Source organism: Serratia silvae, from assembly GCF_023282985.1.
Taxonomy (GTDB): Bacteria; Pseudomonadota; Gammaproteobacteria; order Enterobacterales; family Enterobacteriaceae; genus Chania; species Chania silvae.
Genome location: NZ_JAGQDC010000001.1, coordinates 20,293 through 47,003 on the forward strand (window position 1 = coordinate 20,293; position 26,711 = coordinate 47,003).

The 26,711-nt window shown below is 54.9% G+C and carries 27 protein-coding genes; 2 read left to right on the plus strand and 25 right to left on the minus strand.

The window, feature by feature from the left end:
- Nucleotides 1-351 precede the first annotated feature (351 nt).
- The 4 genes from KAJ71_RS00095 to pepA all read right to left on the minus strand — a co-directional run bounded on the left by KAJ71_RS00095 (nucleotide 352) and on the right by pepA (nucleotide 6,076).
- The gene (locus KAJ71_RS00095) at nucleotides 352-855 is read right to left on the minus strand and encodes a GNAT family N-acetyltransferase (protein WP_248943813.1); all 504 of its coding nucleotides are present in this window, start codon (nucleotides 853-855) and stop codon (nucleotides 352-354) included.
- 178 nt (nucleotides 856-1,033) lie between these two features.
- The gene (locus tag KAJ71_RS00100; protein ID WP_248943814.1) at nucleotides 1,034-3,910 is read right to left on the minus strand and encodes a valine--tRNA ligase; all 2,877 of its coding nucleotides are present in this window, start codon (nucleotides 3,908-3,910) and stop codon (nucleotides 1,034-1,036) included.
- A gap of 14 nt (nucleotides 3,911-3,924) precedes the next feature.
- Complete coding sequence (locus KAJ71_RS00105) at nucleotides 3,925-4,374, minus strand: DNA polymerase III subunit chi (RefSeq protein ID WP_248944145.1); 450 nt, start codon at nucleotides 4,372-4,374, stop codon at nucleotides 3,925-3,927.
- A gap of 190 nt (nucleotides 4,375-4,564) precedes the next feature.
- Nucleotides 4,565-6,076, minus strand: a complete 1,512-nt coding sequence (pepA, locus tag KAJ71_RS00110; RefSeq protein ID WP_248943815.1) for a leucyl aminopeptidase — start codon at nucleotides 6,074-6,076, stop codon at nucleotides 4,565-4,567.
- 280 nt (nucleotides 6,077-6,356) lie between these two features.
- Between pepA and lptF the strand changes: the two genes are divergently transcribed.
- Both lptF and lptG read left to right on the plus strand, forming a co-directional pair.
- Nucleotides 6,357-7,451, plus strand: coding sequence for an LPS export ABC transporter permease LptF (lptF, locus tag KAJ71_RS00115; protein ID WP_248943816.1), 1,095 nt, complete (start codon nucleotides 6,357-6,359; stop codon nucleotides 7,449-7,451).
- The gene (gene lptG / locus KAJ71_RS00120; protein ID WP_248943817.1) at nucleotides 7,451-8,521 is read left to right on the plus strand and encodes an LPS export ABC transporter permease LptG; all 1,071 of its coding nucleotides are present in this window, start codon (nucleotides 7,451-7,453) and stop codon (nucleotides 8,519-8,521) included. Before lptF ends, lptG begins: the two co-directional genes overlap by 1 nt.
- Nucleotides 8,522-8,581: 60 nt before the next feature.
- Here lptG and KAJ71_RS00125 read toward each other — a convergent pair whose 3' ends face one another.
- The 21 genes from KAJ71_RS00125 to KAJ71_RS00225 form a co-directional block, all read right to left on the minus strand.
- On the minus strand, nucleotides 8,582-8,899 hold the full coding sequence (locus KAJ71_RS00125) for a CcdB family protein (RefSeq protein WP_248943818.1): 318 nt from the start codon (nucleotides 8,897-8,899) through the stop codon (nucleotides 8,582-8,584).
- Nucleotides 8,899-9,144 carry a type II toxin-antitoxin system CcdA family antitoxin gene (locus KAJ71_RS00130; RefSeq protein ID WP_248943819.1) on the minus strand — a complete coding sequence of 82 codons (246 nt, stop codon included), beginning with the start codon at nucleotides 9,142-9,144 and terminating at the stop codon, nucleotides 8,899-8,901. The genes KAJ71_RS00125 and KAJ71_RS00130 overlap by 1 nt, the downstream gene beginning before the upstream one ends.
- Nucleotides 9,145-9,239: 95 nt before the next feature.
- Nucleotides 9,240-9,569 (minus strand): DMT family transporter, encoded by a 330-nt coding sequence (locus KAJ71_RS00135; RefSeq protein ID WP_121608563.1) that lies wholly within the window; start codon nucleotides 9,567-9,569, stop codon nucleotides 9,240-9,242.
- Between the two features lie 11 nt (nucleotides 9,570-9,580).
- Nucleotides 9,581-9,940, minus strand: a complete 360-nt coding sequence (locus tag KAJ71_RS00140) for a DMT family transporter (protein WP_024529409.1) — start codon at nucleotides 9,938-9,940, stop codon at nucleotides 9,581-9,583.
- A gap of 204 nt (nucleotides 9,941-10,144) precedes the next feature.
- On the minus strand, nucleotides 10,145-10,813 hold the full coding sequence (locus tag KAJ71_RS00145; RefSeq protein ID WP_248943821.1) for a hypothetical protein: 669 nt from the start codon (nucleotides 10,811-10,813) through the stop codon (nucleotides 10,145-10,147).
- A 10-nt stretch (nucleotides 10,814-10,823) separates the two neighbouring features.
- A complete protein-coding gene (locus KAJ71_RS00150) occupies nucleotides 10,824-11,459 on the minus strand; it encodes a phosphate propanoyltransferase (protein ID WP_248943823.1) in 636 nt (211 codons plus the stop codon).
- Nucleotides 11,460-11,494: 35 nt separating this feature from the next.
- Nucleotides 11,495-11,932, minus strand: coding sequence for a BMC domain-containing protein (locus KAJ71_RS00155; RefSeq protein WP_248943824.1), 438 nt, complete (start codon nucleotides 11,930-11,932; stop codon nucleotides 11,495-11,497).
- Nucleotides 11,933-11,942: 10 nt separating this feature from the next.
- The gene (gene cutD / locus KAJ71_RS00160; protein ID WP_248943825.1) at nucleotides 11,943-12,893 is read right to left on the minus strand and encodes a choline TMA-lyase-activating enzyme; all 951 of its coding nucleotides are present in this window, start codon (nucleotides 12,891-12,893) and stop codon (nucleotides 11,943-11,945) included.
- 64 nt (nucleotides 12,894-12,957) lie between these two features.
- Nucleotides 12,958-16,377: a choline trimethylamine-lyase gene (cutC, locus tag KAJ71_RS00165; protein WP_248943826.1), complete on the minus strand. Its 3,420-nt coding sequence runs from the start codon at nucleotides 16,375-16,377 to the stop codon at nucleotides 12,958-12,960.
- 70 nt (nucleotides 16,378-16,447) lie between these two features.
- A complete protein-coding gene (locus KAJ71_RS00170) occupies nucleotides 16,448-17,602 on the minus strand; it encodes a 1-propanol dehydrogenase PduQ (protein WP_248943827.1) in 1,155 nt (384 codons plus the stop codon).
- An 18-nt stretch (nucleotides 17,603-17,620) separates the two neighbouring features.
- Nucleotides 17,621-17,878 carry a EutN/CcmL family microcompartment protein gene (locus tag KAJ71_RS00175; protein ID WP_021179125.1) on the minus strand — a complete coding sequence of 86 codons (258 nt, stop codon included), beginning with the start codon at nucleotides 17,876-17,878 and terminating at the stop codon, nucleotides 17,621-17,623.
- A 22-nt stretch (nucleotides 17,879-17,900) separates the two neighbouring features.
- Complete coding sequence (locus tag KAJ71_RS00180) at nucleotides 17,901-19,517, minus strand: acetaldehyde dehydrogenase (acetylating) (RefSeq protein WP_248943829.1); 1,617 nt, start codon at nucleotides 19,515-19,517, stop codon at nucleotides 17,901-17,903.
- Between the two features lie 88 nt (nucleotides 19,518-19,605).
- A complete protein-coding gene (locus KAJ71_RS00185) occupies nucleotides 19,606-19,884 on the minus strand; it encodes a BMC domain-containing protein (protein ID WP_021179127.1) in 279 nt (92 codons plus the stop codon).
- Between the two features lie 14 nt (nucleotides 19,885-19,898).
- The gene (locus KAJ71_RS00190; RefSeq protein ID WP_021807825.1) at nucleotides 19,899-20,183 is read right to left on the minus strand and encodes a BMC domain-containing protein; all 285 of its coding nucleotides are present in this window, start codon (nucleotides 20,181-20,183) and stop codon (nucleotides 19,899-19,901) included.
- A gap of 24 nt (nucleotides 20,184-20,207) precedes the next feature.
- The gene (locus KAJ71_RS00195) at nucleotides 20,208-20,486 is read right to left on the minus strand and encodes a BMC domain-containing protein (RefSeq protein ID WP_004249182.1); all 279 of its coding nucleotides are present in this window, start codon (nucleotides 20,484-20,486) and stop codon (nucleotides 20,208-20,210) included.
- A 537-nt stretch (nucleotides 20,487-21,023) separates the two neighbouring features.
- The gene (locus KAJ71_RS00200) at nucleotides 21,024-21,545 is read right to left on the minus strand and encodes a FidL-like protein (RefSeq protein ID WP_248943830.1); all 522 of its coding nucleotides are present in this window, start codon (nucleotides 21,543-21,545) and stop codon (nucleotides 21,024-21,026) included.
- Nucleotides 21,546-21,548: 3 nt separating this feature from the next.
- Nucleotides 21,549-22,349: a winged helix-turn-helix domain-containing protein gene (locus tag KAJ71_RS00205; RefSeq protein ID WP_248943831.1), complete on the minus strand. Its 801-nt coding sequence runs from the start codon at nucleotides 22,347-22,349 to the stop codon at nucleotides 21,549-21,551.
- A 40-nt stretch (nucleotides 22,350-22,389) separates the two neighbouring features.
- Nucleotides 22,390-22,956: a TetR/AcrR family transcriptional regulator gene (locus KAJ71_RS00210; protein WP_248943833.1), complete on the minus strand. Its 567-nt coding sequence runs from the start codon at nucleotides 22,954-22,956 to the stop codon at nucleotides 22,390-22,392.
- A gap of 228 nt (nucleotides 22,957-23,184) precedes the next feature.
- Nucleotides 23,185-24,573 (minus strand): GntP family permease, encoded by a 1,389-nt coding sequence (locus tag KAJ71_RS00215; RefSeq protein ID WP_248944146.1) that lies wholly within the window; start codon nucleotides 24,571-24,573, stop codon nucleotides 23,185-23,187.
- Nucleotides 24,573-25,535 carry a D-erythronate dehydrogenase gene (gene denD, locus KAJ71_RS00220; RefSeq protein ID WP_248943834.1) on the minus strand — a complete coding sequence of 321 codons (963 nt, stop codon included), beginning with the start codon at nucleotides 25,533-25,535 and terminating at the stop codon, nucleotides 24,573-24,575. The genes KAJ71_RS00215 and denD overlap by 1 nt, the downstream gene beginning before the upstream one ends.
- A 32-nt stretch (nucleotides 25,536-25,567) precedes the next feature.
- The gene (locus tag KAJ71_RS00225) at nucleotides 25,568-26,335 is read right to left on the minus strand and encodes a DeoR/GlpR family DNA-binding transcription regulator (RefSeq protein ID WP_248943835.1); all 768 of its coding nucleotides are present in this window, start codon (nucleotides 26,333-26,335) and stop codon (nucleotides 25,568-25,570) included.
- Nucleotides 26,336-26,711: the final 376 nt, after the last annotated feature.

Consider the following 26,711-nt stretch of genomic DNA (forward strand, 5'->3'; position numbering starts at 1 on the left):
GCAGAGTAACTCAGAGAAATGGTAGGTCAATTTGCAATCGTTAATTTATTAATGAATATCACAATAAATCCACATTTTACAATGGTGATTCAGTTTAACTGTTTGAAATATAGAATTACCATTTGGTTTTTTGAATGATGTTGATGTTAATGATTTTTTCTTTGAGAGCGGTGCTCTCTCCCTCACCCCCAACCCTCTCCCCAAGAAGAGGGAGCCGATAGGCGCTGTTGTCAGGTGAAGAAGTTAATCTGTAACAGGGGAATATCGAGGGTGTATACCGTAATTAAGTTGTGGCACATTCGATCCCCTCTCCTTGTGTGAGAGGGTTAGGGTGAGGGGTCATTGCGGTGGTTAAAGCGCCTTCAGCATGGTAACTTCGCAGTCGCTGTGGCCGGTATTGCCCATGGCATAGCCGATATGCTCAAAACCAAGATGTTCATACAGACCAATTGCCTGCTGCAACGTGGCGGTGGTTTCCAGATAACAACGCGCGAACCCTTGCTGGCGGGCAAACTCCAGCGCCTGTATTGCCAAGTTCTTTGCCAAACCTTTGCCGCGTACCACCGGCAGAAAATACATTTTCTGTAATTCGCAAACGTCGATCTCACCGCCTTGCAACGGCGCAATACCACCACCACCGGCAATCTGACCGTCTATCTCCACCACCCAGTAAGCGCTGCGTGGTTGGCTGTAGAGTTGGTATAAAGCGTCCAGATTGGGATCGGAAACGGTATAACCTTTATCCGCCGTCAGGCCATGCTCGGCGGAGACTTCGCGAATGACGTGAGCAATAGCGGCATTATCGTCGGCCGTTATTGGGCGCACCAGAAGACGCACTGGGGTTGCTGTTGTCATGTTTTTACTCGCCATTTGCCAATAAATGGAGCCTGCGCGGCACCAGAGTTTCGTTGTTATTACCAAACGTGTCATTTCTGTCAAGCTTTGTAATAACACCTAAGGCTGCTACTTGGCAATGCTGATAAAAAAACAGCGGGGAAAAATCACCCGCTGTTTTTGATCGGTAGCTAGCAGATTACAGCGCGGCGATGGTCGCCTGTTGTTCCTGTAGCTTCACCTTGCCTTCTTTGCAGGCTGCCAGGCGCTCACGCTCTTTGGCCACTACCGCTTCCGGTGCGCGAGCCACAAAGCCTTCGTTGGACAGCTTGCCTTCGATAGAAGCAATCTCACCATCCAGCTTGCCCATTTCTTTCGACAGGCGCGCGATTTCCGCATCCTTGTCAATAAAGCCAGCCATTGGGATCAGCAGTTCGGCACCGTCTACCAGCTTGGTGACCGAAACAGGGCCTTTCTCGCCCGCAGGTAGCAGGGTGATGGAGGTCAGGCGCGCCAGACGTTCGATAAAGCTTTGGTTTTCCTGTACGCGGCGTTGGGCATCACCATTGGCGTTACGCAGCAGCACTTCCAGCTGTTTGCTTGGCGCAATGTTCATCTCGGCGCGGATGTTACGCACCGCGGTGATTGCCTGCTTGATCCATTCCAGATCGTTCAATGCCTGCTGGTCTTCCAGCGCGGCGTCGAAGGCCGGGAACGGTTGCAGCATGATGGTGTCTGCGGTTTCACCGGTCAGAGGCTTAACGCGCTGCCAGATGGTTTCGGTGATAAATGGAATGATTGGGTGCGCCAGGCGCAACAACGCTTCCAGCACGGTGATCAGCGTATTACGTGTGCCACGCTGTTCCGCTTCGCTGCCGTTGATGACGATTGGTTTGGTCAATTCCAGATACCAGTCGCAGAACTGGTTCCAGGTGAATTCGTACAGGATGCCCGCTGCGATATCGAAGCGATAGGTATCCAGCGCCTCACGGTAGGCTTTCACCGTGCGGTTGAATTCGGCCAGGATCCAGCGGTCGGCCAGCGACAGCTGCATTTCGCCACCGTTGAAGCCACAGTCGTGCGCTTCGGTGTTCATCAACACAAAGCGGCTGGCGTTCCACAGCTTGTTACAGAAGTTGCGGTAGCCTTCCAGGCGTTTCATATCCCAGTTGATGTCACGGCCTGTGGAGGCCAGTGCTGCCAGGGTGAAGCGCAGGGCGTCGGTGCCGTGCGGTTCGATGCCGTTCGGGAACTGCTTCTCGGTGCGCTTGCGGATTTTCTCTGCCAGCTGCGGCTGCATCATGTTGCCGGTGCGTTTCTCCAGCAGGTCTTCCAGCGAGATACCGTCAACCATATCCAGTGGATCGATGACGTTACCCTTCGACTTGGACATCTTCTGCCCTTCGTCGTCGCGGATCAGGCCGGTCATGTACACGGTCTTGAACGGAACCTGCGGCTTGCCGTTTTCATCTTTGACGAAGTGCATGGTCAGCATGATCATGCGGGCAATCCAGAAGAAGATGATGTCGAAGCCGCTGACCAGCACGCTGGTCGGGTGGAAGGTCTTCAGATCTGGGGTCTGCTCTGGCCAACCCAGGGTCGAGAAGGTCCACAGGCCAGAGGAGAACCAGGTATCCAGCACGTCTTCGTCCTGGTGAAGCTGAACGTCGGCACCCAGGTTGTTTTCGCGGCGCACTTCTTCTTCGGTGCGGCCAACGTAGACTTTGCCTTCTGCGTCGTACCAGGCCGGAATGCGGTGGCCCCACCACAGCTGACGGGAGATACACCAGTCCTGGATATCGCGCATCCAGCTGAAGTACATGTTTTCGTACTGCTTAGGCACGAACTGGATCTCACCTTGCTCAACCGCTTCAACCGCGACTTTCGCCAGCGGTGCGGTACGCACGTACCATTGGTCGGTCAGCATCGGCTCAATAACCACGCCGCCACGGTCGCCGTAAGGCACGGTCAGATCGTGTGGCTTAATCTCTTCCAGCAGGCCGAGCTCGTCAAAGGCGGCAACCACGGCTTTACGCGCTGCGAAACGCTCCAGGCCACGGAACTGGGCTGGCAGCTCACCGCTGTAGACGGTGCTGGCTTCACCCAAGGTGTCGAACACCTCGGCGACTTCAAGGATGTCACCGTCGAAGCTCAGGATGTTGATCATCGGCAGACCGTGACGCTTACCAACCTCATAGTCGTTGAAGTCGTGCGCTGGGGTGATTTTCACGCAGCCGGTGCCTTTCTCCATATCAGCGTGCTCGTCACCCACGATGCGGATGCGGCGGCCCACCAACGGCAGAATGATCTCTTTACCAATCAGATCCTTGTAGCGCGGATCTTCCGGGTTTACCGCTACGCCGGTATCACCCAGCACGGTTTCCGGACGGGTGGTGGCAACCACCAGATAGTCTTTGCCTTCTGCCGTTTTTGCCCCATCGGCCAGCGGGTAGCGCAGGTGCCACATGGAACCTTTGGACTCGCGGTTTTCCACTTCCAGATCGGAGATGGCGGTGCGCAGTTTTGGATCCCAGTTCACCAGGCGTTTGCCACGGTAGATCAGATCTTCTTTGTACAGGCGGACAAACACTTCTTTCACCGCGTTGGACAGGCCTTCATCCATGGTGAAGCGCTCGCGCTCCCAATCCACGGAGTTGCCCAGACGGCGCATCTGGCGGGTGATGGTGCCGCCGGACTCGTCCTTCCACTGCCAGATTTTATCGATGAACGCATCGCGGCCATAATCATGGCGAGTTTTATTTTCTTCTGCGGCGATCTTGCGCTCAACCACCATCTGGGTCGCGATACCGGCATGGTCGGTACCGGCTTGCCACAGGGTATTTTTACCCTGCATACGCTGGTAGCGGGTCATGGTGTCCATGATGGTCTGCTGGAACGCGTGGCCCATATGCAGGCTGCCGGTGACGTTCGGCGGCGGGATCATGATGCAGAAACTTTCCTGGCTGGTATCGCCATTCGGTTTGAAATAGCCCTGGCTTTCCCAGTGATCGTACAGCTTCTGTTCGATCTGGGTTGGGTCATAGGCGGTATCGAGATCGGTGTTGGTCTTTTCCATTTTTATTTCAAGGTTCAGTTAGTTGGCGGCGTGGCCGTGGTCAAATGGAAGCCGACGCTGCGATAGGCTTTGTAACGTTCGCGCGCCAACTGTTTCAAGGTGTCTTCGTAAGGGACGAAGTCTACCACTTCATGGAAAGCAGTAGCAAAATCTGCAAACTGCGGCAGCAGGGCGATCAGCAGATCGCGTGGGGCATTGCCGCGTTTGCCTGGCCAGCACAGCTCGACCGGGGCGCCAAAGTTTGGCCCTTCGCCTGCGAGATTATGCGGCACAAATTGGTGTGGCTCACGTTGCCACAGGGCTTCATCCAGCCGCTGGGCCTGCTCCTGGTTTTCACAGGCGATCAGCACCCGCTTGCCAGCACGCCATCTTTCGGCAGCAACGGCGCAGGCCACAGCCTCGTGTGCACTGAGTGCGCCAGCGGGTTCTGCGTGTTCAAGAAGGTAGAACGTTGCCTGTTTGATCATGGATTCGTTGCCACTAAGAAAAAGTAGGGGCGCAACCAGTGCGCCCGTTTTGCATGATTATATACCCAATAGATTTCAAGTTGCAGCTAGGCGGTGAGTTCGTTCCTCCCCAGGAGCTTACTTTTGTAAGTGACTGGGGTGGACGAACGCAGCCAACAACGCTGCAGCTTGAAAGATGAAGGGTATTTTAATCGTCGCCGTTTAGACCTGCACGATTGAGCAGGAACTGCGCCAGCAGGGCTACCGGGCGGCCAGTGGCCCCTTTGGCCTTGCCGGAGCGCCAGGCGGTACCAGCGATATCCAGGTGCGCCCAGCTGTACTTGCGGGTAAAGCGTGAAAGGAAGCACGCGGCGGTGATGGCACCACCCGGGCGGCCACCAATGTTGGCCATATCCGCAAAGTTGGAATCCAACTGCTCGTAATACTCATCGCTCATCGGCAGGCGCCACGCACGGTCGCCCGATTGCTCGGAAGCGCCGATCAGCTCGTGAGCCAGTGGGTTGTGGTTCGACATCAGGCCGGTGATGTGGTGGCCCAATGCGATCACGCAGGCACCGGTCAGGGTGGCGATATCAATCACCAGCTCTGGCTCGAAACGTTCCACGTAGGTGAGGGTATCGCACAGCACCAGACGGCCTTCGGCGTCGGTGTTCAGCACTTCTACCGTCTGGCCCGACATGGTGGTCAGCACGTCGCCTGGGCGATAGGCCCGCCCGCCAGGCATGTTTTCACAGCCAGCCAGCACGCCAATCACGTTCAGCGGCAGGTTCAGTTCAGCCACCACACGCATGACGCCGTACACGGTCGCGGCACCGCACATGTCGTATTTCATCTCGTCCATGCCGTCGGCCGGTTTGATCGAGATGCCGCCGGAGTCGAAGGTCAGCCCTTTGCCTACCAGCACGATAGGCTTAGCGTCCGGGTTAGGATTTCCCTTATATTCCATCACCGACATCAGCGATTCGTTTTGCGAACCGGCACCGACCGCCAGATAGGCGTTCATCCCCAGCTCTTTCATCTGCTGTTCGCCGATGACGCGGGTGGTGATGTTAGTGCTGAAGGCGTCGGCCAGCTGACGTGCCTGTGAAGCCAGATAACCGGCGTTACAGATATTCGGTGGCATATTGCCGAGGTCTTTGGCCGCCTTGATGCCGGAAGCCACGGCCAAGCCGTGTTGGATGGCGCGTTCACCGCTGGTCAGTTCACGGCGGGTTGGCACGTTGAACACCATCTTACGCAGCGGACGGCGTGGCTCCACCTTGTTGCTCTTCAACTGATCGAAGGTGTAGAGCGTTTCTTTGGCAGTTTCTACCGCCTGACGCACCTTCCAGTAAGTATTACGGCCTTTGACGTGCAGTTCGGTCAGGAAGCAGACGGCCTCCATGGAACCGGTGTCGTTAAGGGTATTGATGGTTTTCTGGATCACCTGCTTGTACTGGCGTTCATCGAGCTCGCGCTCTTTGCCACAGCCAATCAGCAAGATGCGTTCGGAGAGAATGTTCGGCACATGGTGCAGCAGTAACGTCTGCCCGACTTTGCCTTCCAGTTCGCCCCGGCGCAGTAGTGCGCTGATATAACCATCACTGATTTTGTCGAGCTGTTCTGCGATAGGTGACAGGCGGCGCGGTTCGAAAACACCGACTACAATACAGGCGCTGCGCTGTTTTTCCGGGCTACCGCTTTTTACACTGAACTCCATGCACTCTCCTGAATCTTAAAGACAACGACGAAAGCTACGGCTAGAATGACATACTCCGCCAAGATCTTCCGTCATTGAGTTAACTAACTAGGTTAACCTGAACGGCGTAAATGTTCTGTTTTGGCTACTATAGGTCTGTTCCTATAGGATGGCCAAACAGCTTGATGTTCTAATACTATTTTAGCTGTGAAGGTTGCCACATGATGAGAAAAAATGGCGGATTAGCGATGAAACTATCGATTTTCCTGCAAAAAGACAAGTTTTCACAGGCGTAATAAGCGTGATCATCATTAGATATCTGGTACGGGAAACGCTGAAGAGCCAAATTGCCATCCTGTTTATCCTGCTTCTGATCTTCTTTTGTCAGAACCTGGTCAGGGTGTTAGGTGATGCGGTTGACGGCAATATCCCGACAAATTTAGTCTTATCCCTGCTTGCATTGGGTGTGCCGAAGATGGCGCAGCTAATCTTGCCCTTAAGCCTGTTTCTTGGCCTCTTGATGACGTTTGGACGGTTGTATACCGAAAGCGAAATCACCGTTATGCACGCCTGCGGTCTGGGGAAACGGACCCTGATCATTGCCGCTATGGTGTTGGCGATCTTTACCTCGGCGGTGGCTGCGGTGAACGTCTTCTGGGTCGGGCCATGGGCGGCCAGCCATCAGGACGAAGTGATTGCCGAAGCCAAAGCCAACCCCAGCATTGCCGGGTTGGCGGAAGGGCAGTTCCAGTCCTCACAGGATGGTAACGCTGTGCTGTTTGTCGGCAGCGTTAAAGGCAACACTTTTAACGATGTGTTCCTGGCGCAGCTACGTCCGAACGGTAACCAACGCCCTTCGGTGGTGGTAGCCGAGCATGGGGTGATCAATCAGGGCCGCGATGGATCGCAGGTTGTCACGCTGGACAAAGGCACCCGGTTTGAAGGCACCGCGCTGCTGCGTGATTTCCGCATTACCGACTTCAACGACTATAAAGCGGTTATCGGTCATCAGTCGGTCACTATCGATAATACCCAGTCCGAACAGATGTCGATGCGCACGCTGTGGGAATCGAATGAACCGGATGCACGCGCCGAATTCCACTGGCGTCTGACGCTGGTCGTCTCCGTGGTGCTGATGGCGCTGCTGGTGGTGCCGCTCAGCGTGGTCAACCCGCGCCAAGGCCGCGTGCTGAGCATGTTGCCAGCAATGCTGCTGTATCTGATCTTCTTCCTGCTACAGACCTCGCTGCGTTCCAATGCCGGTAAGGGCAAGCTGGATCCGCTGGTGTGGATGTGGCTGGTGAACCTGACGTACTTCGTGATTGCCCTGGCACTTAACCTGTGGGATACCGTGCCGATGCGCAAACTGCGTGCACGCCTGAGAGGAGCGGCCTGATGTTTGGTGTACTGGACCGTTATATCGGTAAAACGATTTTCAACACCATCATGATGACGCTGTTCATGCTGGTTTCGCTTTCCGGCATCATCAAGTTCGTCGATCAGCTGCGTAAAGTCGGGCAGGGTGAATACTCGGCGCTGGGCGCGGGGGTATATACCCTGCTCAGCGTGCCAAAGGATATTGAGATCTTCTTCCCAATGGCGGCACTGCTGGGGGCATTGCTCGGCTTGGGCACCCTGGCTACGCGTAGCGAACTGGTGGTGATGCAGGCTTCTGGTTTCACCCGGCTGCAAATCGCTGGTTCGGTGATGAAAACTGCTATTCCGCTGGTCTTGCTGACGATGGCAATCGGCGAATGGGTGGCACCGCAGGGCGAACAGATGGCGCGTAACTACCGTGCGCAGCAGATGTACGGTGGCTCGCTGCTCTCCACCAAGAGCGGTCTGTGGGCGAAGGACGGCAACGACTTTATCTACATCGAACGGGTGGCAGGCGAAAAAGAGCTGGCTGGCGTCAACATTTACCACTTCAACGATCAGCGCCGGTTAGAAACCGTTCGCTATGCCGGTACTGCAGATTTTGAAGATGGCGCGTGGCAGCTTTCGCAGGTGGATACTTCCGATTTGACCAACCCGAATCAGGTCACCAGTACCCAGACGCTAACCGGGGTGTGGAAAACCAACCTGACGCCGGACAAGCTGGGCGTGGTGGCGTTGGATCCGGATTCTCTCTCCATCAGCGGCCTGCACAACTATGTGAAGTACCTTAAGCAGAGCGGCCAGGAGGCCAGCCGTTACCAGCTGAATATGTGGAGCAAGATCTTCTCGCCGCTGTCGGTGGCGGTGATGATGCTGATGGCGCTGTCGTTTATCTTTGGCCCGCTGCGTAGCGTGCCGATGGGTGTGCGGGTGGTGATCGGTATCAGCTTCGGCTTCCTGTTCTACGTGCTGGATCAGATCTTTGGCCCGCTGAGCCTGGTGTACAGCATGCCGCCAATCCTGGGTGCTCTGTTGCCAAGCCTGCTGTTCCTGTTGATCAGCTTTGTCCTGCTGCTAAAGCGGAAATAGCTGGCTGTTTCCTTCCGTTGTTAACTGGCCCTGAGCACTTCTGGCTCGTGGGTCAGCTCTTCAAATACCCAGAATTAACAGGTCGATGGCCGCAACCAGCTCATCACGTAGATGGGCTGCGTTAGTGATTAGGCAATCTGCGCTAAGATTTTTGACATCAGTCGTTGTCAGTAGGCTAGTAAGGATCACATAGTCTTCCTGATCTACAGATAATACGGGGGTCAGCGCTTTTACTTGCGAGTTTGCTGCATGTTTTAAAGTCAGGGGCATGACCAAGCGAGTGCTAAGGTGAGCGAGTAAATCGGACTGCACATCGATAAAGAAGGGGTATATCTGTTTGTTTTTGGAGTTATTTCTATAAACAGAAAATTGTTTCATTACAGAACCCCAAACTCAGCATCATCAGAAAAAAGACCATTCTCCTCAACGAAACCATTTAATGCTTCAAGACCAGCACGGTTTTCCTCGAGCCAACGTTCACGCTGCCCCTTCTTAACTGCCAGTTCTAAAGCGTGGTTTAGGGTAGCCGATAAGTTTAGATCTAATGCTTTAGCCTGTTCAATCAGGTCAACACTTAAGTACACGTTAGTATTGCGTTTTTTTATTACTGAAATTGTTCTCATAACACCTCCTGAGCATGATTTATGCGCATAACTATAGCGCACCAATAAAAAAGCGCAACGTTGCCGCTGCGCCTTATCTGGTAGAGCCTGAAAGCTTACATCTGCGAGAAGATGTTCATAATGACGCCGCCGCTGATGATCAGCGCCATGGCGAATATGGCAGGGAGATCCGGTTTCTGCTTGTAGAGCAGCATGGAAACGAAGGTCACGCCGACGATGCCAAAGCCGCACCACAGCGAGTAGGCGACGCCCACCGGGATAAAACCCATCGCTTTGGTCAGGGCGAAATAACACAGGCAGTAAGCGCTAATTACCAGCACCGAAGGCCCCAGCTTTTTAAAGTTGTTGGTTTTTTTGATCATCGACGTACCGGTAATTTCCGAGCCGATAGACAGAGCCAGCCACAAGAAGCCAATATTAAACATAGTTGATACCCTTATTCTTCGGAGGAGCCCATTTTGGAGAAGAGGTTCATGATTACGATGCCGCTGGCAATCACGATCATGCCGATAATGGCTGGCATATCAGGGTGCTGGCCGTAAAACACCATACCTAGGCTTGAGACCAGTAAAATTCCGGTGCCTGACCAGGTGGCGTAAGCCAGGCCGACAGGAATGTATTTCACCGCGTTAGATAACGAGTAATAACAAACGCAGTACAACACCACGATCAAGCCGAGTAATAACGTCTTGGTGGTGCCTTCGCTGTTATCAAACATTTTTAAGGTAGAGGTGGCCGAGGTCTCGGAGAAGATGACCAATAACATCCATACCCATGCTTTTGCCTTGGTAGACATAGTATTTCGCTCCTGATAAGTAATAATTGATTTACCCGTCGTCTTTCAAGCCGCAGCGTTGTTATCTGCACTTACTCACCCCAGTCACTTACGAAAAGTAAGCTCCTGGGGATGAGTAAGCTTGTCGCCTAGCTGCAACTTGAAATCCATAGGGTAAAAAGTAAAATCAAGACTAGCTTTAATACCGATTCTCAATATTTCGAGTTATTTTTTCCCTCGGCTATATTCCAATGCCAAATCGGTCAGCTTGGCTCCCGGTGGTGAACGACCATTGAGCCGCTTGAGCTCGCTAAGCGTAATGTAGGCCTGCGCTGGTGTTGCCAACGGCTCGGCGGCTGCGGGCTGGGCCGATAGCATCCGATCCAACGTACATAGCTCAATGCCTTGTGCCGCCAGCTTTGGCAGATAATCTGCCTGGGGGGCGTTATCCCCTGCGCGGCTCAGGCCTTTCAGTTGATTTAATTCGCTGTTCGGGTTGCAGTTATAATCCAGCGCCATAATCGGCCTGCCGCTCATACGGGCGAGATGAATAAAGCGGGCAGCGTCAGACTGTAATAAGCCGTTGGCCACTTCTGCCGCCGTAGCGAAATCGAGAAAAGGAATCAACACTCGCTCAATATTATCCAGCGCGCCGGTTTGACTGATTTCTGCCAGGGAAGTGATTGGCCCTAGCTGGCACCAATCTGCTGGTGCGTGAAACTGCTGGGCATTATCGCCAAACAGGATCACCGGCGAGAACGCCTGGCAGTGCTGTAAGCGCGCGCGGATAATCTCGTGGTAACCATCCGCTGCGGTTAACAACACCAACGCTTGTGGCCGCATCCGTGAGAGCACTTCATTGACCAACTTGTCGATGACTTCACGCTGCATCATATTTGCCGCCTTAGGGAACGATAACCACGTTGTCACCGGAAGCCAGCCCGGCGGCGTTGGCTTCATCGGTATCAATGTGCAGTTCCAGTGCAAAACTGGCTTTGATCCGCACGATCACTTCGTCAAAGATCAACCCGCGCACGCCTGCTGCCTTTACCCGCACCTTCTGGCCGTTCTGCACGCCCAGTCTGGCGGCATCCTGCGGATTCATATGGATATGACGCTGGGCACAAATCACCTGTGAATGCAGTGAAACGTAGCCTGCCGGGCCAGCCAGCATGGCGTCGCCGGAGGCGATCAGATTGCCGGATTCGCGTACCGGTGCCTTCAACCCCAGGGTGAAACAGTCGGCCTTGGAGATTTCCAGTTGAGTGCATTCACGCGCTGGCCCCAGCACCCGCACCTTGGAGAGCGAGCCTTTCGGGCCGACGATCATTACGCACTCTTTGGCGGCAAATTGCCCCGGCTGGCGTAACTCTTTGAACGGCGTCAGCCGATAACCGGCACCAAACAGCGTTTCAATATCCTGCTGCGACAGATGGACATGCCGGTTAGAGACCCCAACCGGGATGGCGATGCCGGTGGGAGAAGCATAGCTCTCTGCCAGGTTATGGCGGATCCTTTCCAGTAACGACTCATTAAACATACTGTTATTCCTATCCGATCTCAGAAGCTGTACGGTTATTTAGGCTCTTTCTTGCCGCCCGTGCGTGTGGGTTTGTTGTCGGCAACAGGGGCTTCGACTACCGGCGCTGCGGCCTCTGTCTGCGGAGTGGTAACTTCGGCTACTGGTGCTACCGTTTCTATCTTTTGCACCTTGGCCGCTGGCGGCGTAAGCTCCTTGCCTTTCAGCCCGGTCAGCAGCGCGACGACCTGTTTTTCCGGGCGGGCAATCACCAACTGGCCTTTGATAAACGCCGGTTGCTTGATGACTGCCACACCGTTGTCGATGGCGGTTTTCACCGCGCTGATTTCACCGGCAAAGAACACGCTAACCAGGCCGGACCCAATCTTCTTGTATCCCAGTACCGTTACCGCAGCGGATTTACAGGCCGCATCGGCCGCGTGGATCGCGGCGGTCAGGCCATAAGTTTCAATCACTCCTAGGCTTAAGTTCATCTCAATCTCCTTAGTGCCTTACCAGGCGGATATCAAAGTCAAAGCGCTGGAAAAAAGCCGCCAGTTGATCCAGTTCTTCATTGCTGTAACTTGGGTCGTCTTTGACCGGATAGATCATGTCGAGCTGCTGGTATTTGTTTTTACCCAGTTGGTGATAAGGTAAAACGTCGATGCGGCTGATATTGCCTTTGCGTGCCAAGGCCGTGACATAGTCAATGGCACCAGTGATGGCATCGTAAGAATCGTTATAGCCGCGCACCAAAGGCATGCGTACCACGATATGGCTGCCCAGCTCGACCAGGCGTTCCAGGTTTCTTTTTACGCCCTCGTTCCCAACGCCAAATAACGCTTTATGCCGTGCGCTATCGATATGCTTGATATCGAACAGGAACATATCGGTGCAGGTCGCCAGCTTTTCATAGTTGGCTAAGGTGGTGGTGCCGTTGGTTTCGATGGCGGTATTGATCATCATTTTTTTGCACTCGGTCAGCAGCGCGGCCGCAAAGTCGGTTTGCAGGCTCAGTTCGCCACCGCCCAGGGTGACGCCGCCGCCGGAGGCATGATAGAAATCGACGTCCTGCATGATGATATCCATCAGCTCCTGCACTGTGACGTCCTTGCCCATGATGTCCAGCGCGCCAGAGATACAGACCTCTTCGCATTTGCGGCAACCGATACAGTCTATGTTGCGATCAAGGTGGTGTTTGAGATCGCCTTGTGCATTCTGGATCTGGGAGTGGATCCCCACCGGGCAGACGCTGACACATTGTCCACAATCAACGCACTTATCATGTGAGTACATCACCTGGAAATTGCTGGTGAGCCCCTCGGGGTTGGCGCACCAGGCGCAGAGGATGTTACAACCTTTGAAAAAAATCAGGGTGCGAATACCGTCTCCGTCATAGATCGAGTATTTCTGGATATTGAATATCCGACCCTTTTTCTCCAGCGTGTTATCCATACTATTTTCCCCTTTCTTCGAAGGCTGATGGGATAAGACATCCCTGTCTTATCCAAGGCTAAAGTCAGAACTTCTCAATGACCGTACGGCTTATAATTTCGTCCTGAACTTCTTTGCACAGTTCCACGAAGTAGGCGCTGTAACCGGCCACGCGGACGATCAGGTCGCGATATTTCTCTGGTTCCACCTGCGCCTGCTTCAGCACTTCGTTATCCACGTAGCTGAACTGCATCTGGCCGTTGCCCAGAATGGACGCGGTACGCAACAGGGTGATCAGCCCATTCTTGCCTTCCGGGGTATCGAGCAACCCTTTGAGGAACTTGAAGTTGTGCACCATGCCGATGTTCATGGTTTCCACGTTCATCTTGCTGACGGACTTGATGATGGCGGTTGGGCCATGTTTGTCCGCGCCCTGCGTCGGGCTGATCCCGTCGGAGAGCGGCATCCAGGCCAGGCGGCCGTTTGGCGTTGCGGCGGTCAGTTCACCGATCGGTGTGTTGTTGGAAATAGACAGGGTGCCGTGGCTCAGCGTGGAGTAAAGCATCTTGTACTTGCGGCACTCGCGTTCGGTCCATTCGGTGATGTCCAGCGCGTACTGATCTACTGTGTCATCATCGTTGCCGAACTTCGGCGCGTTCAGACAGTCGCGGCGCAGTTGTTCAAAGCCTTCAAAGTTGGCCAGCAGGGCGTCACGGATCTGCTCCAGGGTGTATTTGCCATCCTGATACACCAGCTTGCGGATCGCGGCCATGGAGTCGACATAGGTTGCCAAACCGGAGAAGATCAGCCCTGGGCCGTGGTTGATCACCGCGCCACCGGCAGCCACGTCTTTACCCTGTTCCATACAGCCTTCCACCAGCAACGACATCAGCGGTTTTGGTGCTACGTCGCGATGTACACGCTGGCTGATTACGGTGCCGATAGCCGACAGTTTGACGATGTGCGCGATCTGCGCTTTCACCGCATTGTCGAACTCTTCGTAGGTTTTCAGGGTGCTCAGTTCACCGGTATCCAACCCTTGATAGCTGTCGAACAGCACCATGCGGCCACGGTTGAGCACGAACTCGATGGCGATTGGCCACTGGGTATAACCGGTGGAGGTCCATTGATAGATGCGGCCGGATTTTTGCGGCTCTACGCAGCCCATCAGGCAGTAGTCACGCGCGTCTTCAAAGTCGAAGCCCTTGCGCAGCATCATCTTGATGTGGGAATCATCAAAGTGGCAGGCCGGGAAGCCCATACCAGCTTTCACCACGTCGACGATTTTCTCCATGTACTTTTGCGGTGACTGGTTATGGATACGGCAGGCCAGCGACGGCTGGTACACTTTGACAAAGCGCACGGCGTCCATGATCAGGTAGGTTAAATCGTTACAGGCATCACCACCGCTGCGCTTCTGCCCGCCGATGGTCAGGTTGATAAACGGCTGGTAACCGGCGAAATACTTGGCACCTAGCTCGCTGGACATCCACATCAGTTCGGCACATTTGATGATGAAGGCCTGCAACAGTTCCAACGCCTGTTCCTGCGTCACGCGGCCAGAAGCGATATCGGCCTGATACATCGGGTAGCAATACTGATCCAGACGGCCCAGTGACAGCCCGGTCTGGTTCTCTTCCACTTCAAACAGCGACTCCACCGTCCAGATGCTTTGCAGCGCTTCTTGCAGGGTTTTCGGTGGGTTGGCCGGCACGTTCTCGTTGGTTTCTGCGATGGTCAGCAGCTCGGCACGGCGCGCCGGATCTTGCTCAACGGCGGCCAGTTCACGGGCCTTGTCGGCGATGCGCTTGGCATAGGCCACCACGCCGTCACAGGTTTCAATTGCCGCTTTGTAGAAGTAAATCTTGTCGATATCCGCCGGGTTTTCCATGCTCAACGCCGCGAGGTGCTGTTGGGCATCGGCCTTGATACCGTTCATCCCTTTGGTGAACAGCAGGATGTCGTAACCTGGGCAGGTATCGCCGCCGCCGTTAATCTGGTGGTAGGAGAGGTCGCTGACGAAGGTTTCGCCGCTGAAGGCCCAAATGCCCGCTTCGCGGTACTGTGCTTCACAGATCTCATCGAGCGAACGGCCTTCCCAGAACGGTACGATCTCTTCGCGGATCGTCTTCTTGTCGGCCTCGGAGATAATAAACGGATCCTGCGGGCGGGTGCCCATGGTATCCAGCTCGTCACGCACCCAACGCCAGGCGATATCCGGTGAGAACGCCCCGGCGCGTGGTTTGCCGCACGGATGGCCGACGATCAGCTCATCTTGCTGGATCAGGATCGGTGCGGTTTCACAGGCGGCACGGAAAGACTTGGCGCGCAGCAGAATGGTTGGCAGACCCGGGTTGTTTTTCGCCATTTCGGTAAAGGTGATGGCGCGATAGATTGAGACGCTAGGGCGGGCATCGAGGTAGTTGTCACGCAGGCGTTGCAGGCGCGGCGTCAGCCCTTCCATCAGTTTGTGCGTTGCCACGTCTTGCGGTGAAGCAGCCACGAACGGAGCCGATGGTGCACTGTACTGCGGGCGAGCACCAGCCTGGCCAGCAAACAGTTTCACCTGCAGGTTGTTGTTGAGCGTCATCAGATTGTTGCGGGCTGCCAGCAGCATGGCCGACAGATCGTTGATGACCAATGCCGGATCGTCGAGGCGTACGCCGTGCAGCATGGCGTCAAACATCGGGTAGCCATCCAGCTCACGCGGCGCGCGCACTTCGGAAAGCTCACACAGTTTCAGCCACAGGCACTCGACGATTTCGTAAGCCTGCTCCGGCGTCAGCACGCCACGGGTGATATCTTGCTGATAGAAGCTGTACAGCAGTTTGTCGAAGCCGCCTGGGTAAACCGCATAGCTGCCGTTTTCCAGGTGCAGCGCCAGTTGGAAGAAGTAGAACGACTGGCAAGCCTCTTTAAAGCTGCTGGCCCCATAAGCCGGGACTTTTTTCAGCATGGCGGCCGCTTCTTGCAGCTCTGCCTTGCGGTACGGATGGTTTTCTACCGCCGCCATGTTTTCTGCCTTGCTGGCCAGTTTCTGTGCCAGATGCATCGCCGCATTGCAGGCGTAGATCATGGCGCGGCATTGGTTGACCTCGTCCAGCCCGGAACGGCTGACGGCGCTGCCGATACTTCTGGCACGGTCTTCCATTTCGGCTTCGATGGCGAACAGCCCTTTGGTGATCACCGCCAGATAGTCCGGTGAGGTCTGGCCTAACGTGGTGAAGGCCGAAGGACTGCGCAGTTCGCTTTCGCTGTGGAACACGGCGGCGCGCGGGGTGGAGGATTGGCTGCCGATGATTAGCTCATCGGGGCCGATGTAGCCGGGCAGTTGCTTGACCAGCTCATTGAACAGCTTGGCATTCTTGACCAACTGCGGCATGCCGGCCACATCGCCACCCAGCGTTTCCAGAATGGCGGCACGTTCGGTGCTGATGGTGCTGTTTTGGGATAAGAGTCTTTCTGCCAGCAGTTTTACGCGTGGCGTCAGTGAATAATGGGCCATGTTCAAATCTCTCCTGATGTCCTGCGGCTTTCACACAAATTGGCAAAATCCGTTGACTGTAATGAGTGCGTTATTGAAGCTGTACCGGGCCGCCGCTGTAGGCGAGGCGGAACAGTTTCTCCAGATCTGCCGCGTTAACCTCGCGCGGGTTAGTTGGCGTACAGCTGTCGTGCAGAGCCTGCGTGGCCAGTTCGCCAAGGCAAACCTGGAAGCGATGTTCCTCTACCCCTGCGGCTTGTAGATTGGCCGGTAGCTGCATTTCCTGTTTCAGCGTTTCGATCGCCACCAGCAGGCTGTTAACGCCATCACGTACCGAGGTGCTTGGCAGCCCCAGCAGGCGTGCCAGGGCGGCATATTTGTGCGCGGCCCGGGTGTCGCAACTGCCGTCAACGTCGGCATTGAAGGCGACCACCGATGTCATCAGCAGCGCATTGGCTCGGCCATGTGGGATGCCAAACATGCCGCCGAGGGCGTGCGCCAGACTGTGGGTGATACCCAACGATGCGTTGGTGAACGCCATCCCGGCCATGCATGAAGCGTTATGCATTTTTTCCCGCGCAGGCAGATCGCTGCCCTGTTGGTAGCAGGTCAGCAGGTGGCCGAATACCATCTGCACCACTTTTTCGGCCATCGCATCGCTGAAGTCGCTGGCCTTGCGGGAGACATAGGCCTCCAGGGCATGGCACAGCACATCCATCCCGGTATCGGCGGTAATGCTGGCCGGTACCGACTTCACTAGCTGAGGATCGAGGATGGCGATGTCGGGCAGCATGAACTCGTCTACCAACACCAGCTTTTTGCTGCGGGACTTGATCACCGAGAAGCTGGTGACTTCGGAACCGGTGCCGCTGGTAGTGGGGATGGCGACAAAACAGGGCTTGCTACGGCCGCTGTCTTTACGGCAATGCCACAGCGCATACATCACCGCCTTGGCGGCATCGATGACCGAGCCGCCGCCCAAGGCAATCACCAGATCCGGATAGTCGTCATCCATCAGCTTCATGCCGCTGACGATGGCGGAAATATCCGGGTCGGAGGCCACCTCGTCATACTGACGACAGCGGATCTGCTGCTGTTGGAGCAGGTTGGTCACCCGCTCGGCCAAGCCAAACTTCACCATCGCCTGATCGGTGACCAAAAACGCTGAGCGCCCAGGCAAGCTGCTCAGCGCGAGCAGCGCATCCTCACCGAAATGGATTTTTGGCTTAATCAGAAACTCATTCATGCCTACTTCCTCTTACTCTTAACGCTCCCGGTGAACCTTCTCGACAATGGCAACGATCGACATGGCCTTGTAGCGGTCTTTACTCAGTGCAAAATACTCTTCCACTAACACCAGATCGTTTTCACCGGCACCGACGCTATCGACGGCCACGTAGGTGCGATCTTTGATGGCTTCCAGGTCGTCACCCAGCGCCGTGACCAGCAGCAGGTTACTGCCGCGTAGTTCGTCACTTTTCTGCGTGGCCACCACATGGCCGGTTACCTTTGCGAGGATCATGTTTTCACCCTTGGTTGATGTGTTACCGGGACAGGCGTCCAAGCACTTCCGTAATGATCCGTTCGACGTTCTCTTCGGTGATGTCATTGGCCGCGGCGTTAACCACTGCGCGGGTGACTGCCCCGAAACGATCATCGCCCTGGGCATACAGCGGTGCCGATGCGGCCTGTGGGGCTACCGCCGCCGTTGGCGCTGCAAAGCGGTTATCGTCGAAGATGCTGGTGCTATGGCTGGTTGGCGCACAGCACGTTTGAGCTGCGGGTTGTGGTTGGCGCAGATCCTCGATGCTACGAACGCCATAGCCGACTTTACGTACGTTCAGCAGGTTCATCGGGCCGACGTTGTCCGAGCTGGAGCCGCCACCAACGGCACCGCAACCGAGCGTTAACGCAGGTATAAGATTCGTGGTTGCGCCAATGCCTCCAAGCGCGGCGGGCGTATTGATCAGGATGCGGTGCACCGGTTTTTGCAGCGCAAACTCGCGGATCACCTGTTGGTTCTGAGTGTGGATGACCAGCGTATGCCCCAGACCTTCGTTGGTGAGTAGCTCGACCACGCGGTCACAGGCGCTCATCCAGTCTTCTTCGATGTACAGACCCAGCACCGGGCAGAGTTTTTCACGGGCGTAAGGGTTTTTACGCGAAACGCTGTTTTGTAACGAAATCAGCACCCTGGTGGTTGCAGGTACGCAGAATCCAGCGCGCTCGCTGAGGTAGATGGCGGTCTTGCCTACCACTTCAGGATTAATCATGCCGTTCGGGCGTAACAGGATATTGGCCAGGCGGGCAGACTCATCGTCGTTCATGAAGTAGCAGCCCTGGGTCAGCAGCTCGCGGTGTACGTCCTGATAGATGCACTTTTCCACGATGATCGACTGTTCAGAGGCGCAGATCACGCCATTATCGAAGGTCTTGCTGGTGATGATGTCCTTCACTGCCTGCTGGATATTGGCGCTGCGTTCGATAAACGCCGGGCCGTTGCCTGGGCCACCGCTGATGGTTGGCGTGCCGGAACTGTAAGCTGCACGAACCATGCCTTCGCCGCCGGTAGCCAGGATCAGCGCGACGTCTTTGCTGTGCATCAGGGCTTTGGTGGCTTCCAGCGTCAGCTGAGTCAGGCCGTCAACGATACCCGCAGGGGCACCGGCCTGGAGCGCGGCCTGCTTGACGATCTCAATCGCCCGCTGGCTGCACTGGCGCGCATTAGGGTGCGGGGAGAAAATAATGGCGTTCCCGGCCTTCAGCGCGATCAGCGTTTTATAGAAAATGGTTGAGGTTGGGTTGGTGGACGGCACCAGAGCGGTAATAACCCCCAGCGGAACACCTACGTCCATGACTTTATTCTGCTGGTCGTCACGAATAATACCGACGGTTTTTAAATCCTTAATATGCTCAAAAACCTTTTCTGAGGCGAAAATGTTTTTGAGCACCTTGTCTTGCCAATTACCGAAGCCAGTTTCTTCATGAGCCATCTTTGCCAATTCTTCGGCATGTCTGGCTGCTTCGCTGGCAATATGTTTAATAATGCCGTCGATCTTTTCTTGTGAATACTTGGCAAACAGCAATTGCGCCTGCTTGGCATTTTTAATCAGCGTGCGAGCCTGCTGAATGGATTGTAAATCCGGATCTAATGTGGTCATTAGTCTATTCCCCTGAATAGGAGTTTAATTTTTTACTTTCTGCAATCGGGTAGAGTACTTATCTGCCGCCGCCGGTAATCAGGCTGAATTACGCCTTATGCTGTGAGGCGATTTTCTCAATATCATTATGTGGGCGTGCAATAACCCGTGATGAAATCACTTCGCCAATCCGGCTGGCGGCTTCAATACCGGATTCCACCGCCGCGTTAACGGCACCCACGTCGCCTTTCACCATCACGGTGACCAGGCCAGAGCCGACGTTTTCATAACCAATCAGTTCAATATTGGCAGCCTTACACATGGCATCGGCGGCTTCAATGGCGGGCACCAACCCTTTGGTTTCGATCAATCCGAGTGCATCTTTCATCAGTGAATTCCTTGTTATTCGGTGATTTTGTACTGCGAGATGATTTTCTGGATATCGTTATGCGGGCGGGCAATCACCAGCGAGGTGACCACTTCGCCAACGCGCTTGGCCGATTCAATACCGGAATCCACCGCCGCTTTGACCGCGCCGACATCGCCTTTCACCATCGCGGTAACCAAGCCTGAACCGACGTTCTCATAGCCGATCAGCTCCACGTTGGCCGCTTTGCACATGGCATCGGCGGCTTCAATACAGGCCACCAGCCCTTTGGTTTCAATCAATCCTAATGCGTCACCCATGATCCGTTCTCCTCAAAAGCGTCGTTACGCTTTGTGCTTAATCACGATTTTGTTGATGTCGTTATGTGGGCGGGCGATAACCAGTGAGGTCACCACTTCACCTACGCGCTGCGCGGATTCCACGCCGGAATCGACGGCGGCTTTTACCGCACCGACGTCACCTTTCACCATGGCGGTGACCAGGCCGGAACCGACGTTTTCATAGCCGATCAGTTCGACGTTGGCCGCCTTGCACATGGCATCCGCCGCTTCAATACAGGCCACCAACCCTTTGGTTTCGATTAAGCCTAATGCATCACCCATTTTTGTTTCCTCCACAAAGCCGGTTTATGAGTCGTCATCTGCTGCGCCGTTCGGCCAAGAGGGGATCAAGGTTTCCGACGGCTAAGGGCACTATACCCCCCTAGCGTTCATTCAAAATATAAATTCATTAATCTGCATCTATTTAGTTTTTTGCTCTTTAAGTGAGCCTTAATTTATGCTGTTTTTACATGTTTACTCTGATAATCAGCTTATTAATAGTTATGCTCCCTAGCAGGAAATGGCCGATTTTGGCATTCACGCAGGGGTGGAAAACAATGTTAAATCTATGGTTATCAAATGGGTTTTTTAGGTAGCGGGGTGGCTTGCAGACTGTGCGGTAGCGCAGATTTTTGCTCTGGCTATTTGGGGAGGGATTTTGCGGTAACTTCAACCGCCTCGATTTGTAGGGGCGCTACATGCGATGTCAGCCTGGGTTATTTAGGATTAGGATGGGGCAATGAGAGGAAGGCCACAAAACCAATGCGCAGAGGCTTAGGCTTAATACCAGGGGGGAACGGGCTTGCAGGGGAACGGACGTTACTCTAACTGGCTACCGGGTTTCAACGCGCAGATAAACAGTGGGGAGTTGATCGAACTGAGTAACACGGTGTCGGCATTGATTTTCTCCATCGCCAACTGTAGGCCGTCATGGCTATCTGACATTTCCCGCATAAAGTAATCAAAGATCACGTCGGGAGATTGATCGATAGAGGACTTGCTGGAGACCCAGCGGTTGATCTGGTAATAGCGAACACCGGGAGAAACTCGCTTGCTGATGTAATCAAACTGTACATAGCGTTGTAAATAAAGCCAACCTGCCACCGAGTCTGAATATCCCTCCACCACGATGGAACCTTTACCTTTGGCATTAAAGTTAAAGTGAACGTTGACATTGACGGATTCGGTGACGGTATCTTCAAAATGCATAATAGCTTTGGTTGAGCAGTTTAAAGCATCATCGCCCCAGATAACATTATGCTTGAAGGTGATAAATAGTGAGGCCAGTAGTAATATGATAGAGACCGCAAACAGCCTTTTCCCCCAGCTCAGTGTTTTCATAATTTATTTCCATGAATAATAAAAATAGTTATCGCAGTAGCTGAATGTATTATCTTGATGTTTGGCGCAGTGTGCGAGAAACGTCCGGCCTAAACCGTTGGATTGCAGCTTATCACCGTAAAAGAATAAAAAGCGTTCGTCCTTATCATACTTAATGTTCTTTTTTTCTTTGACGGCCATAAAGTTTTTCAGGTAATTCTCGCGCATTCTTGGATTTATCATGGTGTCGGTGGATAACACCTCAATGGGGTCGTGCGCGACGGGGGTGAAGGTGAGAGGGGCCAGGCTGCCATTGTTGCTCCATGACCAGCCGATCAGCGCGATGGCCAACAGAGATATCATCGCCGCGGCATAGCCCCAGTAGCGATCGTTGCTGGTGATGGCCGCTACTATCGGCACAGGCTCTGGAACTGGAGCTATCTCGACAGGGGTTTCATGTTCGCTGGCGTGCATCACCGGATGTAACAAGGAATCATCGATCACCTCGATCGCCAGCTCTGGGTTGATTTCCAGCCGGCCACGGGCCACGGTGACGATCACGTTCTCAATACCGTAACGGCGAAAGGCTTTGCGCAGGATGCTCAGGTATTGATTCAGGTTGCTGTTGGAGGACATCAGCCCGTTGTCGTCCCAGACCCGCTGCATCACCGTATCGCGGCTGATCACGCCAGGATGCTGGATCATGAAGAACAGCAGGGCGTTGGCAGTGATGGTAAGTTGGCTATCTGACTTGCCGCCATCGTCCAGCTTCAGCGAGCCTTCTGTGGCGTCATAAATAAGAAAGGCATTAATTTTATATTTCATTATCGCCCCTGGGTGTTTGGCTGTCCGCGAACCGAGGAGGTTAAAACTCCTCGAAGGTCATTGCCGCCAGTCTCGTCACCAATGCAAGCCGTTCTTCCGACGTCATAGTGACTCCTTCCGTGAGTTCAGAAAGCCATAGGCCATCTGCACCATAGCGCACCAAATTACCCACGTAGCTGCGATCCAGTTCATCGGCGTTGGCCAGATGTTGCAGCACCCAGTCCCGCCAGCATTTACGCAACACCCTCTCATCCGGCATGGCCAGCGAAAGCAGAGCCAATTGACGGCTGGTGTCGGTTTCACTGATGCCAGCCAGGTACATCAGATAGGCCCGGGAGAAGCGCCCGCGTGGGTTATCGTCTACGGCCATCAGCGCCATAATGCCGCGATCCATCACCGCCAGCAGGCGAATAAACAGCGCGTGGATCAGCTCCTGCCTGCCGGGAAAGTGGTGCAGCAGCCCGCCCTTGCTGACCCCAGCCTGTTTGGCGACGGCGTTTAGCGACAGCGCGGCAATCCCATCTTTGGCTGCGATGATACTGGCGGCTTCCAGCAGCTGCTCTTGCAGCCGTTCCGGATCTTTTTTGCGATGGACGTAGGTGTTCATGCGGCGATCATACCGACCAGCCGGTATGTTATTTTTGATCGAGGTCAATCCGCTACCCCTAAAGGTCTGACCAATCCTGAATAATGCTAACCAGGTCAAACTATTTTAGTTATCAAATAATTAGGAAAGTTTTTGCTAGCTTTATCGAGCGGGTAATCAGGCGCGGAAGTCAATTCATAGCCCGTTCGGTTCCCTCTCCCAGTGGGAGAGGGCTAGGGTGAGGGGCGTTTACAACAACCAATCCAGTATCAGGATCCCGACAAGGCTGATCGCCCAGGCGAGGGTGGTGGGCACAGACCAAACCATCATCTGTTGCTTAACGTCCTTGATGCCCATCATCCGGTTGACGACCCAGAACATGCTGTCGTTAAAGTAGCTGAAGAACAGCGCGCCCATGGTGGCGGCCTGCGCGGCGGCGAGCATATTGACACCGGGCAACTGGCTGACGATGGGAGCCGAGATGGATGCTGCGGTGATCATGGCTACCGTGCCCGACCCCTGTATCAAGCGCACTAACGTAGCAATAAAGAAGGGGATCAACACCGGGGACAGCGGCAGATTGGCGACGTGCTGCGCCAACAAGGTGCCGGTACCGCTTTCACGTAACACCGCCCCCAGCGCACCACCGGCACCGGTCACCAGCAGGATAATCCCGGCGGCCTGCAAGCCTTCCTCCAGCCGCTCCAGCGTCTCGTGTTTGTCGACCTTAGGCATCAGGGTGTAAACCGCGAGCAGCACGCTGATGGCTAATGCAATCACCGGTGCACCGAGGAAGGCAAAGGCTTGTCCCCACAGGCTTTCCCCCAGCCAGGCCATTCCTTCAGACTTGGCCAGCATAGTGTTCACCGCGTTGATAAAGATCAGCACGATAGGCGCGATGATTGGCAACAGCGATAGCGTTAAGCTCGGCAGCACCTTGGCTTCTTTCTCGGCCAGATAGCGCTGGTGGGCGGCCCGCAGGTCTTCCGGTTCCTCATCCTGGTTTTCCGGCGTAAAATCAGGGTAATAGGTGCCGAGCCAGCGTGCATAGATCACAATGCCGATCACGCAGGGAATGGCCAACACCAACCCGGCCAGCATCATGGCGCCGATATCCACGCCGAAGATCCCCGCCACCCCTAATGGCCCCGGTGTTGGTGGCACCGCGTGGTGGGTAATGATCAGGCCGCCAGCCAAGGCTACGCCGAGCGTCAGCAGGTTGCGTTGCCCCTTCTTGGCCAGCGCTTTGACCAGCGGATAAAGGATGACGAAGGCCGAATCGACAAAGATCGGGATGCTGACGATATAGCCGGTGATCGCCAACGCCCACTCTTCGCGCTTTTTACCCAGCCACTTGATAAAGCTGAAGGCGATCTGCTCCGCCGCGCCGGAAACTTCCAGCACGCGGCCCATCATCACCCCCAGACCAATGACAATCCCGATGCTACCGAGCGTACTGCCAAACCCTTTGGAGATGGTATCCACCGTCTGCATGGCGCTCAGCCCGCCGCTGATCCCGGCGATAGAGGCCGCCGCCAGCATGGCGATCAGTGCGTGAACCCGGGTGCGTAATACCAGCCACACCAGCACGAATACGGCCACCGCCAAACCAATGATGGGAGTATAAAGTGCCATAATCAGCTCCCGGCCTGTGGCATCTCATCGCGCATAAAGGCGTGGATGACCTGTTGGAAGTTCTCATCGGCGAAGAAGCCTAACGCCAATGCGCGTTGCACATCGAAGTTGCCCGGCCAGCTGGCGACAATGCGGTTGATGGCTTCATCCGGCACAAAGCTCACCCTGGCACGAGTCTGCTCACCGGCTACCTCCCCCAGCGCGGTCAGCATCTGTTGCACCGTGACGCTGATGCCGGGCAGATTGACGATGCGTGAGGTGCCAAACTGCGTGGCGGGCAGCGTGGCGGCATGGATAAAGTTGCGTACCACTGTGCCGGGGCTGGACAGCCACAGAGCCAACTCCGGGGAGACCGGGCAGACCGAAGGCTCCCCGTGCAGTGGTTCACGGATGATGCCGCTGGCAAAGGAGGACGCCGCCTTATTCGGTTTGCCGGGGCGCACGCTGATGGTGGGCAGACGCAGCACCCGCGCATCGACAAATCCTTTGCGGGCGTAATCGTTGATCAACAGCTCACACAGGGCTTTTTGCGCGCCGTAGGAGGATTGTGGCTGCACAGCGCACTCATCGGTGACGGTGGCCGGAAGCTGGCCACCAAACACTGCCAACGAGCTGGTGAAGATAAACTTCATCGCTGGGGCATTGTGGCGGGCGGCTTCCAACAATTGGCGAGTGGCGTCGAAGTTCACCTGCATCCCGAGATCGAAGTCGCTTTCTGCATGGCTGCTGACGATGGCGGCCAGGTGAAACAGCACGCTGCACTTGCTGTCGATTAGCAGATCGGCGGCATCGGGTTGAGTGAGATCGAGTGCCAGGCAGCGAACTCGTGGATCGGCTAGCGGGGCGTTTGGCTGCTGGATATCCGCCAGAACCAGTTCGTCAAAAGGTAGCGTACTGTCTTGCAGTAGCGCGGTTGCCAGACGTTGACCCAAAAAACCTGCTCCACCGGTAATGATGACCTTCATAGTTATATTCCTTTTTCTTGTAGGGGTTGTTATCAGAGGTTGATGCTGTGCAGCCGCACGCCACGTTCTTGGAGTTGTTGCTGCGTTTCTGGCGGCAGTGCGGCATCGCAGATGATGTCGTCGAGCGCCGCCAGCGGGCAGACGCGAAACATGCCGTACTTGCCGTATTTACTGCTGTCGGAAACCAGCACCTTGCGCCGGGCAACGTCCAGCAGCGCCTGTTTCACCAGCACTTTCTCTTCGTGCGGGGTAGACAGGCCATGCTCCAGATCCCAGGAACTGGTGCTGATAAAGGCCACGTCGATATTCAGGGTGCGCAACAGCATGGCGGCACAGCTGCCGACGCAGGAATAGTTGCGTTGATCGACCCGCCCACCGGTGTGAAACAGGTTGAGCTGCGGGCGATTCATCAGGTGCTGGATAATGGAAAAATCGTTGGTGACCACGGTCAGGTTGAAGCGTTCGGCCAGCTGGCGGGCGATCTCGAAGCTGGTGGTGCCCGCGTCCAGATAGACCACCTGGCCATCCTCGACTAGCCCGGCGGCATATTTGCCGATGGCCCGTTTTTGCCGGTGATGCAGTTGGGCCTTCTCTTTGTAGGCCAGCTCCTGGCGTAGCGCGTCACTCAGGCGCACCCCGCCGCTGACGCTGATCACCTTGCCTTCTTCTTCCAGTTGATGGATGTCGCGCCTGACGGTCATATGTGAAACGCTCATCAACTCGGCCAGGGCCACGATGGTGACCAACTGATACTCATGTACATAGCGATAGATAAAATCGCGGCGTTCCGATGGGATCATCCTCAACTCCTGGTCGGTAGCGATGGTGCCGCTGGGTGGCTGTTATTTTTTGTTATGTTATTAATATTCAATCATCTGATTTAACAAAAAAATGATGCGTATCACAGAAGGGTGGGTGGGTAGATGTATGGTTTTTTGGTGTAAAATTATTTAAATTCAATGTCTTATTTTTTATTGTTGTGATGGGTGGAGTCACAGAAGGTTGTGATGAAAAGTGTGAGGTGTAACAAAAAAGTGCAGAATGGCGGTGGGGCAGCTGATTAGATTGCCTACCTGCCCACTGTTTAAAACCTGCGTCTTGGGAAACCACCCTGGCACTAACAAACCGGCTCGGACGGCTTCCTCACTCTATGGGAGGGTTGGGGGTGATCACCGT

What these genes read in the sequence shown, in the direction of transcription:
- KAJ71_RS00180 (WP_248943829.1), bottom strand. Translation starts at nt 19,517, where the DNA reads ATGACCACATTAGATCCGGATTTACAATCCATTCAGCAGGCTCGCACG.
- KAJ71_RS00205 (WP_248943831.1), bottom strand. Translation starts at nt 22,349, where the DNA reads ATGAAATATAAAATTAATGCCTTTCTTATTTATGACGCCACAGAAGGC.
- KAJ71_RS00225 (WP_248943835.1), bottom strand. Translation starts at nt 26,335, where the DNA reads ATGATCCCATCGGAACGCCGCGATTTTATCTATCGCTATGTACATGAG.
- KAJ71_RS00140 (WP_024529409.1), bottom strand. Translation starts at nt 9,940, where the DNA reads ATGTCTACCAAGGCAAAAGCATGGGTATGGATGTTATTGGTCATCTTC.
- KAJ71_RS00095 (WP_248943813.1), bottom strand. Translation starts at nt 855, where the DNA reads ATGACAACAGCAACCCCAGTGCGTCTTCTGGTGCGCCCAATAACGGCC.
- KAJ71_RS00125 (WP_248943818.1), bottom strand. Translation starts at nt 8,899, where the DNA reads ATGAAACAATTTTCTGTTTATAGAAATAACTCCAAAAACAAACAGATA.
- KAJ71_RS00150 (WP_248943823.1), bottom strand. Translation starts at nt 11,459, where the DNA reads ATGTTTAATGAGTCGTTACTGGAAAGGATCCGCCATAACCTGGCAGAG.
- KAJ71_RS00100 (WP_248943814.1), bottom strand. Translation starts at nt 3,910, where the DNA reads ATGGAAAAGACCAACACCGATCTCGATACCGCCTATGACCCAACCCAG.
- KAJ71_RS00195 (WP_004249182.1), bottom strand. Translation starts at nt 20,486, where the DNA reads ATGGGTGATGCATTAGGCTTAATCGAAACCAAAGGGTTGGTGGCCTGT.
- KAJ71_RS00145 (WP_248943821.1), bottom strand. Translation starts at nt 10,813, where the DNA reads ATGATGCAGCGTGAAGTCATCGACAAGTTGGTCAATGAAGTGCTCTCA.
- KAJ71_RS00155 (WP_248943824.1), bottom strand. Translation starts at nt 11,932, where the DNA reads ATGAACTTAAGCCTAGGAGTGATTGAAACTTATGGCCTGACCGCCGCG.
- KAJ71_RS00175 (WP_021179125.1), bottom strand. Translation starts at nt 17,878, where the DNA reads ATGATCCTCGCAAAGGTAACCGGCCATGTGGTGGCCACGCAGAAAAGT.
- lptG (WP_248943817.1), top strand. Translation starts at nt 7,451, where the DNA reads ATGTTTGGTGTACTGGACCGTTATATCGGTAAAACGATTTTCAACACC.
- pepA (WP_248943815.1), bottom strand. Translation starts at nt 6,076, where the DNA reads ATGGAGTTCAGTGTAAAAAGCGGTAGCCCGGAAAAACAGCGCAGCGCC.
- cutD (WP_248943825.1), bottom strand. Translation starts at nt 12,893, where the DNA reads ATGGATAACACGCTGGAGAAAAAGGGTCGGATATTCAATATCCAGAAA.
- KAJ71_RS00185 (WP_021179127.1), bottom strand. Translation starts at nt 19,884, where the DNA reads ATGAAAGATGCACTCGGATTGATCGAAACCAAAGGGTTGGTGCCCGCC.
- cutC (WP_248943826.1), bottom strand. Translation starts at nt 16,377, where the DNA reads ATGGCCCATTATTCACTGACGCCACGCGTAAAACTGCTGGCAGAAAGA.
- KAJ71_RS00130 (WP_248943819.1), bottom strand. Translation starts at nt 9,144, where the DNA reads ATGAGAACAATTTCAGTAATAAAAAAACGCAATACTAACGTGTACTTA.
- KAJ71_RS00200 (WP_248943830.1), bottom strand. Translation starts at nt 21,545, where the DNA reads ATGAAAACACTGAGCTGGGGGAAAAGGCTGTTTGCGGTCTCTATCATA.
- KAJ71_RS00190 (WP_021807825.1), bottom strand. Translation starts at nt 20,183, where the DNA reads ATGGGTGACGCATTAGGATTGATTGAAACCAAAGGGCTGGTGGCCTGT.
- KAJ71_RS00135 (WP_121608563.1), bottom strand. Translation starts at nt 9,569, where the DNA reads ATGTTTAATATTGGCTTCTTGTGGCTGGCTCTGTCTATCGGCTCGGAA.
- KAJ71_RS00170 (WP_248943827.1), bottom strand. Translation starts at nt 17,602, where the DNA reads ATGAATGAGTTTCTGATTAAGCCAAAAATCCATTTCGGTGAGGATGCG.
- denD (WP_248943834.1), bottom strand. Translation starts at nt 25,535, where the DNA reads ATGAAGGTCATCATTACCGGTGGAGCAGGTTTTTTGGGTCAACGTCTG.
- KAJ71_RS00210 (WP_248943833.1), bottom strand. Translation starts at nt 22,956, where the DNA reads ATGAACACCTACGTCCATCGCAAAAAAGATCCGGAACGGCTGCAAGAG.